Source organism: Gluconobacter sp. Gdi (assembly GCF_014132155.1).
Taxonomy (GTDB): Bacteria; Pseudomonadota; Alphaproteobacteria; order Acetobacterales; family Acetobacteraceae; genus Gluconobacter.
This window is the reverse complement of the sequence record NZ_BLJQ01000001.1, coordinates 401,742-416,824: the sequence shown is the minus strand read 5'-3', so window position 1 is coordinate 416,824 and position 15,083 is coordinate 401,742. Positions and strand designations below refer to the sequence as shown.

Genomic DNA, 15,083 nt, shown 5'->3' with positions numbered 1-15,083 from the left:
TACCTGCCCTGACAAAGCCTCCTAACTGCTCACTAGTTTATAAAAAGGAGAACACCATGGCCTGTGGTCGTGATACTCTGGCAAAACTGCTGAGCGGTGTCCGTACATTTGAGACGGACGTCTATCCTGACAGTGCGGAGCTTTTTGAGAGCCTGGCCTCCAGCCAGTCTCCTTCCACGCTGTTCATCACCTGCGCCGACAGTCGGATCAGCCCGAGCCTCATCACCCAGACTGAACCGGGTGAACTGTTCATTGTCCGGAATGTTGGCAACATCGTGCCGGCTTACGGTGAAATGCTGGGTGGCGTTTCTTCTGCCATCGAGTATGCAGTTGCGGCACTCAAGGTAAAGAACGTCGTCATCTGCGGCCACTCCAACTGCGGCGCCATGAACGCCCTGCTGGATCTGAACGCGCCGAAGCTGGACGCTCTTCCAACCGTTCGCAGCTGGCTGCGCAACGCAGAAGCAGCACGCGCGGCCATGGGTGATCTGAAGGCAGACGATGCCGGCCCGGCGGACATCCGCCAGCTGGCAGAATACAACGTCCTGCTTCAGCTTGCTCACCTGAGAACACACCCGGCGGTCGTTCGCGCCCTTTCTCAGGGCACACTGACCCTGCAGGGCTGGTTCTACGACATTCCGAAGGGTGAAATTCTCATTCTGGATGAGAAAACCCGCACGACCCGCTCCATCGAAAGCGTTCTTTCGGAAATGGGCGCAACACAGAAAGAAGCCGTCTGAGGTTTCTTTCCGCACTGACCCTCGCCGCATGTTTTCTATGCGGCGAGGCTTTTCCAGCCCAAGCCAGAGACATCAAGCTCTCAACCTGGAATCTGGACTGGCTCTCCCTTCGCCAGACGGGAGATCCAGCACTCCCCGACGATGTTCACGGTCGTAAACCCCGCGACTTCATTCGGCTGCACCAATACGCGACCCATCTGAACGCAGATCTTATTGCCTTTCAGGAAGTGGACGGCCCCGAACCTGCCGCGCAGGTTTTTGATCCCCAAACCTACCAGATCATTCTGTCCAACGCGCCCGTTATCCAGCGTGTCGGCCTAGCCGTCAGACGCCCGCTGAACGTGACGGTGAATGAAGAACTCTCAGCCCTGGATGTTACCGCTCCCGATGCGCCCCACCATCTGAGAACCGGACTTGATGTCACGGTATCAGACGGGAAAAGCCATCTCCGTATTCTGGTTGTGCATCTAAAAACCGGCTGCTGGGATCAGCCTCTCACTCAGCGCAAACATTCCTGCCCGACCCTGTATCAACAGTTCCAAGTCCTGGAAGACTGGATTGCAGAGCGTCAGGACGAAGGAGAACCCTATGCTGTTCTCGGTGACTTCAACCGCCGCCTGACCATGCACGACCCACTCATGCAGCAGATCAAGCATGATGCGCCCGTTCTTCTCACCACAGCAGGCAAAGCCAGCCCCTGCTGGAATGGAGAGTACTTCATCGACCACATCCTCCTTGGTAACGAAGCCCGCAGTTGGCTCGTCCCGGAGAGTCTACGGGTTATGACCTATCAAAACGATAGTGCGCCGGAAGGATTGTCTGACCACTGCCCCGTTTCGGTGCGCCTGCATCTGCCTTGACCGAGGCGACATCGGGGAAAGTGTTTTCCAGAACGGAATTATGCCCCATGAAGGCATGTGCTTCCCGCCCATCGTTCAAGGTTCCAACATGTCGCAGTCCCTATCCTGGCCCATCACACCACTTCAGCCAGATGTACGGGTGTTGGCTGACCGCCCTCTCCCTGCCCTGACAACGGAGCAGGAAGAGGCTGTCTCGCGCGTCTGGGCCAAGGCACTTGCGGCGTATCCCAACCTCTACAATGGCCGCGTCTTCTGTGCCGATGAAATCACCCCAGCCCGCATTCACGGCCACTGGTCCGAATACCGTCGCGTTCTTGCACAGATGAAAGAGCCAGACATTTATGGACCGCACACCCTGCGACCACTAGCCGTTGTGGGGCTGATGTTTACGCCAGACGGCATTGTCATTGGCAGACGCGCTGAGACCTCGATCTACCTTCCCGGATACTGGCAGGGCGCTCCAGCAGGAAATGTTGAAAGCCGAGCGCAGGAGAGCACCATAGATCTCTCAATGCAGCTTCTGGCGGAATGTGAAGAAGAACTTGGGCTCGTCCCAGCGGAATGCAGGGTTGGACCGTCCCTTTTGGCCTGCGAGCATCCCTCATCGCATATCGTGGATATCGGGATGCGCATTGACGTCTCCCTGACTTTTGAGGACCTTCAGAAGCGATGCTGCGAACAGGGCAACGCCGAATACGGCGCACTGCACCTGATCCGCCCAGACCACACACCTGAAGGCCCAATGGTCCCGACCCTGGCCGCTCTGCTGGAACTGTCCTGATGCCTTATTTCACTCTCGATACTTCCAGCCTTCGACACTGGCTGACAGAGCATGCCGATCTTGCATCCCGCCTTGGTGGAAACCCGGCAGACTGGACGATCCGCGAAGTCAGCGACGGTAATCTGAACACGGTTTTTATTGTGGCCGGTCCGGATGGGCAGCTTTGCTGCAAGCAGGCTCTGCCTCATGTTCGCGTGGCACCAGAATGGCCTATGCCTCTGGAACGTGCGCTGTATGAAGCCCGTTATATGCGCGCGACGGCAGACGCGGTTCGCCCAGCCGCGCCAGAGCTGTATTTCTACGATGATGAAATGTTCCTGCTCGTCATGGAATGCCTGACGCCACATGAGGTCCTACGCTCGGCCCTGATCCGCGATGACGCGCAACCAGGTTTTTCTGCCAGCATCGGCCAGTATGTCGCCCGGGGCGTACATGCAACGAGTTGGATCAGTCGCCCCTTTGAAGTCGGCTCAAAACTCCTGGAGGAGTTTTCGGGCAACACGGCCCTAACCCGCATCACTGTCGATCTGATCCTCACCGACCCATTCTGCCCTTGCTCCCGCAACCAGGAGCCCGAAGCAGCTCTTCTGCCAGATGTGCAAGCCCTGCAGGCTGATAAGCTCCTTCACCGTGCAGTCGGCACACTTCAGGATCGCTTCCTGACGGCAAGACAAGCCCTTTTGCATGGAGACCTCCATACAGGCTCCATCATGTTACATCGCGATGATGTCCGCGTGATTGACGGCGAGTTCGCCACGATGGGCCCAGTCGGCTTCGATTGCGGGCTTTATCTGGGCAATCTGGCCCTTCACGCCTGCGCCGCACCACACAAGCAGGATTTCATTAGAACCGAGATCATCGCGTTCTGGGGCAGCTTTAAAAATGAACTCCGCGCTCTGCTGAAAACGGGCGGTGGAGACGTCTGGGGGTTATCAGACGATACTCAGCGCGAAGAGATGCTTGAAGATTTCCTGACGAACATTCTACGGGACACAGTCGGTTTCTGTGGTCTCGAAATGATCCGCCGGACTATCGGGTTCGCTCAAGTCGCGGATTATACGCTTTGCTCCACGCCAGAAAGTCGTACGGAGGCGCGTCGTAAAGCTCTTCAGGCCGGTCGGCGCCTCATCTGTGAAGCACCAAGCGTAACATCGCCAGAGGGTCTTCTGGCCCTTCTGAAACTTACATAAGGGTCATTCCTCCAGAGACAACTGACCTTCGATGCAGGTCACAACATGTCCGCCAATCCAGATATCATTGCCATCCTGGGTGACGTACACCGTCCCCTCCCGCCCTAAAACCGTTCCCTGCCGCGCCGTATAAGAAGACGGCGCAATTCCACTCTTGATAAGCCACTGCGCGATACCAGCATTCAGGCTTCCCGTGACCGGGTCTTCAAAGCCGGCGGCAGAAAACGCTCGAACTTCGAAGTCGGTATCTCCGGCCTGTACAGGCGCAACGATACCCACACGAATACCCGCAATCATTGCAAAATCCGGTTTCAGCGCCAGTGCTGTCGTGTGGCTTTTCAGAAGAAGAGCAAGCCATCCGGGGCCGTTATCCACCCACTGCGCGGCAACAACATCGGCATCCGACACTCCAAGACCCAACTTGATGCGCGCCAGTACATCCTCTTCAACGGCACCCGTTCGAATAAGGGGCGGCCCCGCGAAAGCAAGTCTACCGCTCTCTCGCCGAATCCTGACCAGCCCCGCACCGCACTCCTGAACAATATCTCGCCCTTCTGACGGGGCGGTGGAAGTCAGCCAGGCATGACAGCTCCCCAACGTTGGATGCCCTGCAAATGGCAATTCGCCAGATGGCGTAAATATCCGGACACGATAGTCAGCCTGCGGATTTATGGGCCGAAGCAGAAAGCTCGTTTCGCTCAGATTCATCCAGTTGGCAAAAGCTCCCATCTTCTGTTCCGGAAAGCCATCGGCCTCCAGAACAACAGCCAACGGATTACCTTTGAGGGGGCGAGACGAAAAAACATCAACCTGTCGAAAAGAGAATTTTCCCGAACAATCCGACAGATTTTCATGCAACATGGCCGCAGCCTCACTCTTTTCATTTTGCTTAAGCAAGGAGAGTAGGCACAGAAACCACGCGCGACAATCACGATAAAAAAACCTCGCTCCCTGTGCAGGAGCGAGGTTTGAAAATCAGACCGGTGCCAGACCGATCTGTTTGATGTCATGAAATGCCAGATCAGGGTTCATTTCGATGGTGCGACGCATCATGAAAGAGGAACTGGCGAGAAAAACCGGGTCCCCATCCAGATCGTCCGCCATGGATGAGCGATTCACCATCATGAACGCCTCGATTTTCTCGCGGCTACCCGTGATCCAGCGCGCCAATGTGAACGGTGTGCTCTCAAACCCGATGGACACGCTGTACTCTCCTTTCAGCCGAGACTGAAGCACATCCAGCTGTAGCGTGCCCACAACACCGACGATCGGCGGCAGACCATCCTGCGGACGGAAAAGCTGTACGACGCCTTCCTCAGCCAGTTCCACCAGAGCCTGACGCAGCTTCTTGGCTTTCATGGCATCATCAAGACGAACACGACGCAGAATTTCAGGCGCGAAGTGTGGTACCCCCGTGAAACGCAGTTCTTCGCTCTCGCTCAGCGTATCGCCAATACGCAATGTACCATGGTTCGGAATCCCAACCACGTCTCCGCCAAAGGCTTCTTCAGCCAACTGGCGATCACGCGCAAAGAAGAACTGCGGCGTATGAAGGGCAAACTGTTTGCCAGTCCGCACATGCTTCAGGCGCATCCCGCGCGTCAGACGTCCCGAACACACACGCGCGAAAGCCATACGATCGCGATGGTTTGGATCCATGTTGGCCTGAATCTTGAAAATCAGCGCCGTCACCTGCTGTTCACTGGCCTGAACTTCACGGGTTTCTGTCGGTTGGGCACGCGGAGCCGGGCCATAAGCAACAAGCGCATCCAGAAGATCGGTCACACCGATTTCTTTCATGGCCGAACCAAAGAACACCGGAGACAAATGCCCGGCATCAAAGGACTCACGATCGAATTCAGGTAGAGCGGCTTCTACCAGTTCCAGATCTTCCCGGAGCTGCACCATCCGCGGATCCGTCTCATCAACCGCATCCTTGGTGTGAACTTCACGCGTGCGGATATCAAACGTGCCGATAAACGTCGCAGCACGGCCAATTGGCCACGTAGCAGGCGAAACGTCCAAAGCAAGAGAGTTGGAAATCTCGTCCAGAAGCGCAAAGCAGTCCTGCGCCTCACGGTCCATCTTGTTGATGAACGTGATAATCGGAATATCGCGAAGGCGGCAGATCTCGAACAGCTTGCGTGTCCGGTCTTCAATGCCCTTCGCGGCATCGATCACCATGACCGCACAGTCCACAGCCGTCAGTGTACGATAGGTGTCTTCAGAGAAGTCTTCATGACCCGGCGTATCAAGCAGGTTGAAAACGCAGTCACCGTATTCAAACGTCATGACCGACGTCACGACGGAAATGCCACGGTCCCGTTCAATGCCCATCCAGTCAGACTTGGTACGCCGCCGCTCACCCTTGGCACGCACGTTACCTGCAAGCTGGATAGCGCCACCCGCACGAAGGATACGTTCCGTCAGGGTCGTCTTACCGGCATCTGGATGGGAAATAATGGCAAACGTACGCCGACGAGCGATCTCGCGGGTAATTTCAGCGCTCAGCGCCTCTGACATGATGCCTCCGGCAACGTAGAAAAAATCCGGGACTGGAGCTTTCGCGACGTCCAGACAGACACATGGCCTGTTAGCAAATACAGAGGACAGCCCTCATGGAAGCCTTACCCATCGGGAGGCGCAATGTGCAGAAGACCGCTTTTGCCGTCAAGCATTCCCTCATCTAACGGGTCTTTTCCGCGAATTTTTGCTTCTACGAAGCGGAAATCAGTTCACAGTATTCCCATGTGGCGCAATCCCCGTTGTCCCCATCGGGCTGGATTGGGCATAGGCTTCCCCAAACTGTCCGATCGCACTCCCAGAAACGGGATCATGCACCGCAGGAACCCTGCCCACGCCCGCACGATCTGAACCATTTCCGGAAAACTGACGCCTCAGAAACTGGAACACCTTACCACTGGCCGTCCAGGTCAGAGCGGGTGGCACAATAATTCGAGGTTGAGGCGCTTCTATATACGCACCCGGCATGACTTGCCGTGATGTTACATCATAGCGCCTTGAAACTGGAGCATGGCAAAAGACGGAGGCACAAAGGTGTTGATCCCACGCGCGTCAGCCGGGCAGCAGACTACAGTACAGATCAGAACCACACCGAGCCCAACACGCATCTTCCATTGCCTCCGCTTCACGCGATACACGAGGCATCACTCAGAAATGTATTGATACATTTTCAAGGCAGGACAGCGCAATCCTGCGCAGTCTCTTTAATCTTCTCGAAACACAAAACAAAAAACGCCGGATGGGAGACCCATCCGGCGTTTTCCGGTCGCGTTCTGATCGAGGCCCGAAAGCCCGTGATCGGAATTAGCGGGAGTAGAACTCGACAACCAGGTTCGGTTCCATCTGCACCGGATACGGCACGTCAGAGAGAACCGGCGTACGCAGGAACGTACCCTTCATCTGGCGGTGATCGACTTCAACGTATTCCGGCGTGTCGCGCTCGCCCGTCTGCACGGAGTCGAGAACGATGGCGAGGTGCTTGGACTTCTCGCGCACTTCGATGACGTCGCCTTCCTTCACGAGGTAGGACGGAATGTTCACCTTCTTGCCGTTGACCGTAACGTGGCCATGGCTGATGAACTGACGTGCTGCGAACGGCGTGATCGCGAACTTCAGACGGTACACAACGGCGTCCAGACGACGCTCCAGCAGACCGATCAGGTTCTCGGAGGTATCACCCTTACGACGGACGGCTTCGTCGTAGTACTTGCGGAACTGCTTCTCGCTGATGTTGCCGTAGTAGCCCTTGAGCTTCTGCTTGGCCATCAGCTGGATGGAGAAGTCAGAAGGCTTCTGCTTACGACGCTGACCATGCTGACCCGGACCGTATTCACGACGGTTCACAGGGGACTTTGCACGGCCCCAAAGGTTTACGCCGAGACGGCGATTGATCTTGTACTTGCTCTCAAGACGCTTTGACATGGGTTAACCCCTGTTCATACATCAGGCTCGCCCCATGCTGCATGGCGAGCCGTTTTGTTGCACCGGTAGGCCTCTCCCCGAATTGGGAAAGACGGGCGCGCACCCAAAAACCGGAGCCCGCGGGGTACAGAAACCCGCTTTATTGGTCCGGCCGGTACGTCCACGTTTCCGGCAGTGGACCCGCGCCTAACAGGTTTCACTCTGTCATGTCAATGAAAGGACGATTCTGACCCTTGTTATTTTCTCACATCGGAGGCCTATAAAGCGCGCAACCCTTCCCTGGGGATTTGCGCTAACGGTCTGGTACTCCCCCTGAATCCGGGAGCCATGTCTTTTTGAGTTTGCCCATGAAAATCTATCGCTTCAATCCCAAGGCTGGCCGCATTGCCGAGGGTTCCCTCGAAGGGCTGATCCAGTCTCTGGATTCACCGCCCCCGCCCAAGCCAGGCGAGAGCGCCATCAAGCGCGCCTTCAAGAGATTCGGCCTCGCACAGATGCACATGTCGCATCTCGTGATTGATGACCGCACGATCTATCTGCGTGGCAAGGCCGATTCCGCCAAAGCCCGTGACCAGATGATCCTCACGGCGGGCAACGTCGCAGGCGTGGCTGCTGTCGAAGCGGAAATCCAGGTGCCCCCCGGTACGCCTGATCCGAAGTTCCTCGAAATCAAGACAAGTCAGAACCTTGATGAAGTGGCTGAGAAGCTACCGGAAGATATTTCTGGCGATGAGCTGCTTGATGCAAATCAACCGCTTGTCACGAGCAAGGATGACATCTATCCGGGCCAGACAATTCGCCTGCCAACGGAGAATTGAGCTGACCGGCCCGGACGCTTCCATGTGAGTGTGTCCGGCTAGCTTTTCAGGGTCCGGATGGTAGGTGGGTTTCCCCCTATTCCGGACCTTTTCCTTATGGAATTAATCGAACCAGTCGATGTCGAGCGGGTGCGCCCACCCCACGGTGTCGAGCCAGCCATGTTTGCTCTCATGCTGGCGACATTTACGATTGGGACTGGCGAATTCGCCATGATGGGCCTTCTGCCCGAATTCTCCCATTCTCTTGGTATTTCCATTTCCCGCGCCAGTTCCGTCATTTCAGCCTATGCGCTGGGCGTCGTGGTCGGAGCCCCCCTTATTGCGGTTGCTGGTGCAAAACTCCCCCGTCGCACACTCCTGCTGGCCATGCTTGTGCTGTTCCTTGTGGGGAATATCGGCACGATCCTGATGCCGAACCTGCTCGACATTGAAGTCATGCGCTTCATCACCGGGCTTCCTCATGGTGCCTTCTTTGGTGTTTCGGCTCTTGTTGGTGCGTCCATGGTTGAGCGCGCAAGGCGCGGTCGGGCCGTAGGGCGTGTTCTCTCAGGCATCATGATCTCCACAGTCGTGGGATCACCTTTATCCACTTACGCCGCCAATCATCTTGGCTGGCGCGTGGCCTATGGCGTCATATCGGTGCTCGGACTGCTCTGCTTCCTGGCACTCTGGTACTTCGCCCCACGCGACAAACCCCATCCAGACGCAAATGCGCTGGCTGAACTTAGCGCTTTCAAACGGCCTCAGGTGCTCCTGACACTTCTGACAAGCGCTATCGGCTTTGGCGGCCTCTTCGCAGTTTACACGTTCCTCACGACTGCCCTGTCAGACGTAACGCATCTCCCGGACTGGGCCGTTGCGCTTTATCAGATCGTCTGGGGGCTCGGCATGGTTGCTGGCAATTCATTCGGTGGCGCCATGGCGGACCGGAATATCAACCGAACGATCTTGTTCTCCCTCGCAGCCAGCTGCGTGTTCATGATCGGGTTCTGGCTGCTCTTGCCGTCTGCTGTCGCCATGCTGCTGATCACGTTCCTGATCCCGGCAACACTGATCGGCATTTCTCCCGCCATTCAGACGCATCTGATGGAAGTCGCGGGCGATGCACAGACCCTTGCGGCGTCGCTGAACAATTCGGCCTTCAACATTGCCAACGCCGCGGGCACATGGCTCGGGGCCTATCTGGTCAGTTCAGGGCACGGTCTGGGATCGATCGGCTGGGGCGCCGCGCTTCTCTCCGCAGCTGGGTTCGTGGCCTATCTGATTACGATGGCACAGGCTCGGCTTTCCGCATCACGCTGAAAAGCCGAACTCCCAAAGCAACAGAGCTCACCGTGAGCGCTGCCGCCATACCAACCCAAAGGCCTTCCGCACCCCAGTGCTGCTGGAAGGCCAACCACCCGCCAAAGACAAGGCCGATCAGGCCATAGTTCGTGACAGCAATTACCATCGGCCACACGGCATCACCGCAGCCTCGCAGGGCGCCACTAAACACAACCTGAAGTCCGTCCACAATCTGGTAGATCCCGGCAATCTTCATCAGCGTGATCACCAGCGCAGCCGTAGCCGGATCCGGGGCATGACCCGTGAAATAAAGGCTCACGATCTTCTCCGGCCAGATCAGCAACAAGGCTGACGACAGCACGGACCAGACCAGTACTACCCAGATCCCGGTCCAGGCAGCCCTGCGGCTCTGATCCATCCGGCCAGACCCACGCCAGTACGCCACGCGGACATTGGTGGCCTGACCAATCGCCAGACACACCATGAACAGCAGTGCACTGACGTTCACTGCAACCTGATGGGCCGCAAGGCTTTGGGTTCCAAGCTGCCCCGCCCGAAGGCTTGTGATCTGAAACATGAGAATTTCGGCCGCTGCTCCCATCATCATGGGCAAACCGAGCTTCAACAGCTCCTTCATGATAGGCCAGCGCACAGGGGCTGGCTTCATAACGGCCCGCACTCGCGGATGCATCAGACACAATCCGGTCAGGGCAAAACTGATCGCCCAGCCTGTCAGAGTTGTGGCTGTGGCGGAGCCATACATCCCCATCGCAGGCAGCCCGAACCATCCATGAATAAGCGCCGCATTGGTGATGCCATTGCAGATCGCCATGGCAGGCATGATCCACAGCAGAAGCGTCTCCGCACCAAGCGATGGGAGCGCCACACGCAGCACGCCGATTACGGCAAGATCCGGCAGCAGGGACAGCAGAAGAATGTGAATGAAGTGGCTGCCCTGCGTTACCACATCCCCAGGTTCCGCCAGCCACGCAAACAATGGCTGCACAAACCACAATAGCAATGCACAGGGGATGAAGATCAGGAGCGCCAGAACGAACGCGGCGCTCATGACACTGCGACCGTCATGAGAATCCCGGCCGTGATCTTCCGCCCCACGACCATGAGAGAGAAGAACGCCCGCTCCGCCCAGAATGGTCTGGCAGGTCACCATGGTGGTGAAGAAAAAAGTATTGGCCAGACCACCGACGGCCACTTCAGCTACCCCCAGACCACCCAAAAGAATGGTGTCCGTCACGCCCATGGACATTTCGGAAAGCTGGGAAAGTGCAAGCGGAAGAGCCACGCGCAGCAGGGCAAGAGCATGCCCGCGTGAGGAAGTCGGATCTTTGAAGGTTCTACACATAAGCCTCACTATCGCAGTGAAGATCATACAGACAAGAGTAACAAAGCCTGTTGCACCAAAACGGTGGCTGGCGCATTGATCCCATCTATGGCCGATCCCGTTCCTCACGTGCTCCGTCTGCACGACACCCACGCGCGCGAAAAGCGACTGTTCACACCACTCGATCCGCAGAATGTGCGGGTCTATTTCTGTGGACCCACAGTCTATGACCGGGCGCATCTGGGCAATCTGCGCGCTATGATGGGCGCCGATATCCTGATCCGACTGCTCCGTGTGCTGTATCCACGCGTCACTTACGTCCGCAACGTTACGGACGTGGACGACAAGATCACAGCACGCGCGAAGGAGAACGGTGAGGACATCTCTGCCCTGACCGCCCGTACGACTGAAGCCTTTCATGAAGATTTGGCGTCACTCGGGATTCTGCCGCCGGATATCGAACCCCGCGCGACCCACCATATTGGTGAGATGCTGGCAATGATCGGGCGCTTGGTCGAAAACGGGCATGCGTATGAAGCCGAAGGGCACGTTCTGTTCGCGGTCCGGAACTTCCCGTCTTATGGCGAACTTTCCGGCCGCTCGCTGGATGACATGATCGCTGGTGCCCGCGTCGAAGTAGCGCCCTACAAACGTGACCCCGGCGATTTCGTGCTCTGGAAGCCGTCCACCCCGGATCAGCCCGGCTGGGACAGCCCCTATGGCCGTGGTCGCCCCGGCTGGCACATCGAATGCTCCGCCATGTCTCACCGGTATCTGGGAGACAGCTTCGACATTCATGGCGGCGGCGACGATCTGCTTTTCCCACACCATGAAAACGAACGTGCGCAGTCTCTGTGCTGCTATCCGGGCAGCAAATTCGCCACGCACTGGCTCCATAACGGCATGCTGCTCTCCAATGGAGAGAAGATGTCCAAGTCTTTGGGCAATTTCTTCACCATCCGTGAAGTTCTGGAAAAATCCCCGGCTGAACCACTGCGCCTGCTCTATCTAGGCGCCCATTATCGTTCGACGCTGGATTTCACCTGGGAGAAGCTGGAAGAAGCACGTCGCGTTCTGGATCGTCTCTATCGCGCCCTTGAGCGCGGTGATGCCCAACAGGGCGCAGACGTTCCAGCAACCGTGCTGGACGCGCTGTGCGACGACCTGAACACACCACTCGCCATCGCAGCCCTTCACCCGCTGGCAGACGCTGCCATGCAAGGCGATCAGCAAGCTGCCTCTGGTCTTCTGGCCGCTGGCAAACAGCTTGGTCTGTTCCAGGTTTCCCCGGCTGAATGGTTCCGCTCAGGCGTTGATGCATCCGCCATCGAAGAGCTGATCGAGGAACGTCTGGCAGCCCGCAAAGCCCGTAACTTTGCCCGCGCGGATGAAATCCGGAACCAGCTTGCCGCAGACGGCATCACGCTGGAAGACGGCCCCGGTGGCACCACATGGCGGAAGGCATAATCCCATGACCGGACGTGATGGTGGCGCCGATCTGGAACCGATCGGCGAATTTGATCCCGTTGTCATTCTTGTGCGGCCACAGCTCGCCGAAAATATCGGTACAACAGCTCGGGCCATGGCGAATGGCGGGCTGTTCCATTTGCGCATTGTGGCTCCGCGGGACGGCTGGCCACAGGAACGCGCATGGCCCGCATCTTCCGGCGCCCATCGCATCCTCGACAACGCACAGGTTTTCGAGACGGTGGATGAGGCCGTGGCTGACCTGCACCGCGTCTTCGCCACGTGCCCCCGCCCCCGCCATGTTGTGAAGCCAGTCATGACCGCACGCGGCGCGGCAGCAGAACTCCGTGTGGCCTCTACGCGCGGCCTGCGCACCGGCATCCTGTTCGGGCCGGAGCGCGCTGGCCTCGACGTCGAAGACATGGCCCGCGCCGATACGCTGGTGCGTTACCCGCTCAATCCGAAGTTCATGTCTCTCAACCTCGCACAGGCCGTGCTCGTCATGGCCTATGAGTGGTATCTGACCGAAGACATGACGCCCCCGCGTGACCTCATGACCAATGAGACGCATGTGGCCACCAAGGGCGAGCTGGAAAACTTCATGTCCCATCTGCTGCGGGAACTTGATGACTGTGGCTTCCTGCGCAACGAGCAGAAGAAACCGGGCATGATCCGCAATCTGCGGCATTTCTTCACACGAGGCGAAGTCACCGAACAGGAACTTCGCACGCTCCATGGCGTGGTCAGCGAACTGGTCAGCGCCAGAAAGGCAAGACGGTAAGACCATGATCCACTGGCGACACAGGCACCGGATGCATCCACGGCCTGAGGCGCTGGTGGCGGAAACGGCCAACCGCATCCGCGCTCACGTCCTGGAAGAAAACGGCCGGGGCGACATTATCCGTACCGGTCTGAAAGATGGCTCCTTCGGAGACCTCTACCATCACCTGATGACCATGACATGGGGGACATTCTTCTGGGCGTCCCTCCTTTTATATCTGGTGATCAACGTTGCCTTTGCAGCGCTCTATTACATGATCCCCGGCAGCGTCAGTGGTGTTCCACACGGGGATTTTCTCGATGACGTGTTCTTCAGCGTCCAGACAATCTCAACAGTCGGATACGGGACGATGGCTCCCGTAGGACGCTTAACCAACACCATTGTTTCCTTTGAAGTTCTCGCAGGGATGATGCTCAATGCGCTGGCAACCGGACTTGTCTTCGCACGCTTCTCCCGTCCCAGGGCCCGCATCCTGTTCAGCCATGTCGCCGTCGTGTCCTATGATGACCTGATCCCGACATTAACCATTCGCATCGCCAACCGCCGGCGCACGCTGATCCTGTCGGCCAACATCGAGATGACCCTGACGCGCCTGATGCCAGACGATCATAGTCGGCTTGTCCGCCGCTTTGACCGATTGGCTCTGATCCAGTCACATATGCCGATTTTTCGGATCAGCCTGAACGCCACACACATGATTGATGAGACCAGCCCGCTTTATGGCCTGTCAGCAGACACGCTGATTGACCAGAATGCGGAAATCATCATCACGATGGATGGGACAGACGAAATCTCCTCCCAGACACTCTTCGCACGACATGCCTACGAGATCGGCCATGTGAAACACGGCTACCGTTTCTCGGACATGATCCATCACCGCCCGGATGGCAGGGTCGAGGTCGACTTCACCCAGTTCCATACAACTGAACATGGCGACCACGAGCCAATTGATCCGTCCACAGCGCATGAAAGGCACCCCCACCATGTCTGATACTCAACACAGCTTCGGCAAAAACGGCCTGACGGCAACGGTTTCCGCTCACGGCGCAGAGCTAACCTCTTTACGGACGGCTTCAGGACAGGACCTTCTCTGGACCGCTGGCCCCGCCTGGAAGCGTCACTCGCCCATTCTGTTTCCCATCGTCGGGAAACCGCCGGAAAACATGACACTCAACGGCAAACCAGTCACGCTAAAGCAACATGGCTTCGCACGTGACATGACCTTCCACTGGGTTGAGCGGACAGAAACCGGCTGCGTTCTGGAACTGGAAGACACGCCCGAGACCCGCGCACTCTTTCCCGCTGCCTTCCGCCTGCATCTCATCTACCGGATGGAAGAAACCGGCCTGCATGTCGGTTATGTTCTAACCAACCCGTCCGAAGATGCCCCGCTTCATGCCTCTCTGGGCGCACATCCCGCATTTATGTGGCCTCTCAAGCCAGAAGCGGAGCGCGCAGGTCATCGCCTGACATTTGAGAGGGTTGAAACCGATCAGATCCGGCGCATCAGCCCAGACGGGCTACTGCCAGATGGTGCCCCCTCCCCGATTAAAGATCGCGTTCTTCCGCTGGAAGACAGCCTGTTTGAAGCTGATGCCATCATCATGCTGGATGTACACAGCAAGGCAGTCGATTTTACAGACCCGGACGGAAACGGCCTGCGCATCCGCTGGAACGGCTTCAGAGATCTCGGGATCTGGACCAAGCCAGGCGCGGGTTTCCTGTGCATCGAACCTTGGTATGGCTATGCCACACCCGTTGGCTTCTCTGGCGATTTTTCGGAGAAACCAGGCCTGCTGCATTTGCAGCCCGGCGAAAGCTGGGAAGCTTTCTGGAGCGTCGAACCCGTCTGACGCTCCAAATTGGGAATGCCCG

16 protein-coding genes are annotated in these 15,083 nt (G+C 57.4%); 10 read left to right on the top strand and 6 right to left on the bottom strand.

The features are described 5' to 3' along the window. The first annotated feature begins 56 nt into the window (after positions 1-56). The 4 genes from JN414_RS01865 (at position 57) to mtnK (ending at position 3,571) form a co-directional block, all read left to right on the top strand. Positions 57-740, top strand: coding sequence for a carbonic anhydrase (locus JN414_RS01865; protein WP_086634437.1), 684 nt, complete (start codon positions 57-59; stop codon positions 738-740). Between the two features lie 14 nt (positions 741-754). Next, a complete protein-coding gene (locus tag JN414_RS01860; RefSeq protein WP_202206784.1) occupies positions 755-1,600 on the top strand; it encodes an endonuclease/exonuclease/phosphatase family protein in 846 nt (281 codons plus the stop codon). 88 nt (positions 1,601-1,688) lie between these two features. Then, positions 1,689-2,381: a hypothetical protein gene (locus JN414_RS01855; protein WP_202206448.1), complete on the top strand. Its 693-nt coding sequence runs from the start codon at positions 1,689-1,691 to the stop codon at positions 2,379-2,381. Next, on the top strand, positions 2,381-3,571 hold the full coding sequence (mtnK, locus tag JN414_RS01850) for an S-methyl-5-thioribose kinase (RefSeq protein ID WP_202206447.1): 1,191 nt from the start codon (positions 2,381-2,383) through the stop codon (positions 3,569-3,571). Before JN414_RS01855 ends, mtnK begins: the two co-directional genes overlap by 1 nt. 3 nt (positions 3,572-3,574) lie before the next feature. Here mtnK and JN414_RS01845 read toward each other — a convergent pair whose 3' ends face one another. From JN414_RS01845 to rpsD, 5 genes are all read right to left on the bottom strand, one after another. Next, complete coding sequence (locus tag JN414_RS01845; protein ID WP_202206446.1) at positions 3,575-4,432, bottom strand: PhzF family phenazine biosynthesis protein; 858 nt, start codon at positions 4,430-4,432, stop codon at positions 3,575-3,577. A gap of 114 nt (positions 4,433-4,546) precedes the next feature. Then, positions 4,547-6,094 carry a peptide chain release factor 3 gene (locus tag JN414_RS01840; protein ID WP_202206445.1) on the bottom strand — a complete coding sequence of 516 codons (1,548 nt, stop codon included), beginning with the start codon at positions 6,092-6,094 and terminating at the stop codon, positions 4,547-4,549. Between the two features lie 207 nt (positions 6,095-6,301). After that, positions 6,302-6,562 carry a hypothetical protein gene (locus JN414_RS01835; RefSeq protein WP_237389830.1) on the bottom strand — a complete coding sequence of 87 codons (261 nt, stop codon included), beginning with the start codon at positions 6,560-6,562 and terminating at the stop codon, positions 6,302-6,304. A 14-nt stretch (positions 6,563-6,576) separates the two neighbouring features. Further along, the gene (locus tag JN414_RS17120; protein ID WP_255494174.1) at positions 6,577-6,702 is read right to left on the bottom strand and encodes a hypothetical protein; all 126 of its coding nucleotides are present in this window, start codon (positions 6,700-6,702) and stop codon (positions 6,577-6,579) included. A gap of 196 nt (positions 6,703-6,898) precedes the next feature. Beyond that, on the bottom strand, positions 6,899-7,516 hold the full coding sequence (gene rpsD / locus JN414_RS01830) for a 30S ribosomal protein S4 (RefSeq protein WP_007282513.1): 618 nt from the start codon (positions 7,514-7,516) through the stop codon (positions 6,899-6,901). Positions 7,517-7,863: 347 nt separating this feature from the next. Here rpsD and JN414_RS01825 point away from each other — a divergent pair, with 347 nt between their 5' ends. Together JN414_RS01825 and JN414_RS01820 are read left to right on the top strand one after the other, a co-directional pair. Next, positions 7,864-8,334: a BON domain-containing protein gene (locus JN414_RS01825; RefSeq protein WP_202206444.1), complete on the top strand. Its 471-nt coding sequence runs from the start codon at positions 7,864-7,866 to the stop codon at positions 8,332-8,334. 57 nt (positions 8,335-8,391) lie between these two features. Continuing rightward, positions 8,392-9,636, top strand: a complete 1,245-nt coding sequence (locus JN414_RS01820) for an MFS transporter (protein ID WP_202206443.1) — start codon at positions 8,392-8,394, stop codon at positions 9,634-9,636. Here the strand turns inward: JN414_RS01820 and JN414_RS01815 are convergent. Further along, positions 9,599-10,981 (bottom strand): MATE family efflux transporter, encoded by a 1,383-nt coding sequence (locus JN414_RS01815; protein WP_202206442.1) that lies wholly within the window; start codon positions 10,979-10,981, stop codon positions 9,599-9,601. The two genes, JN414_RS01820 and JN414_RS01815, sit on opposite strands and share 38 nt — an antisense overlap. An 87-nt stretch (positions 10,982-11,068) precedes the next feature. Between JN414_RS01815 and cysS the strand changes: the two genes are divergently transcribed. Genes cysS through JN414_RS01795 form a run of 4 tightly spaced genes read left to right on the top strand, consistent with a single transcriptional unit; the run spans position 11,069 to position 15,061 of the window. After that, positions 11,069-12,427 carry a cysteine--tRNA ligase gene (gene cysS, locus JN414_RS01810; protein WP_202206441.1) on the top strand — a complete coding sequence of 453 codons (1,359 nt, stop codon included), beginning with the start codon at positions 11,069-11,071 and terminating at the stop codon, positions 12,425-12,427. A 4-nt stretch (positions 12,428-12,431) separates the two neighbouring features. Next, on the top strand, positions 12,432-13,208 hold the full coding sequence (locus JN414_RS01805) for an RNA methyltransferase (RefSeq protein ID WP_010501168.1): 777 nt from the start codon (positions 12,432-12,434) through the stop codon (positions 13,206-13,208). Between the two features lie 31 nt (positions 13,209-13,239). Next, on the top strand, positions 13,240-14,199 hold the full coding sequence (locus JN414_RS01800) for an ion channel (RefSeq protein ID WP_202206783.1): 960 nt from the start codon (positions 13,240-13,242) through the stop codon (positions 14,197-14,199). After that, on the top strand, positions 14,192-15,061 hold the full coding sequence (locus tag JN414_RS01795) for an aldose 1-epimerase family protein (RefSeq protein ID WP_237389827.1): 870 nt from the start codon (positions 14,192-14,194) through the stop codon (positions 15,059-15,061). The genes JN414_RS01800 and JN414_RS01795 overlap by 8 nt, the downstream gene beginning before the upstream one ends. The last annotated feature ends 22 nt before the right edge of the window (positions 15,062-15,083 follow it).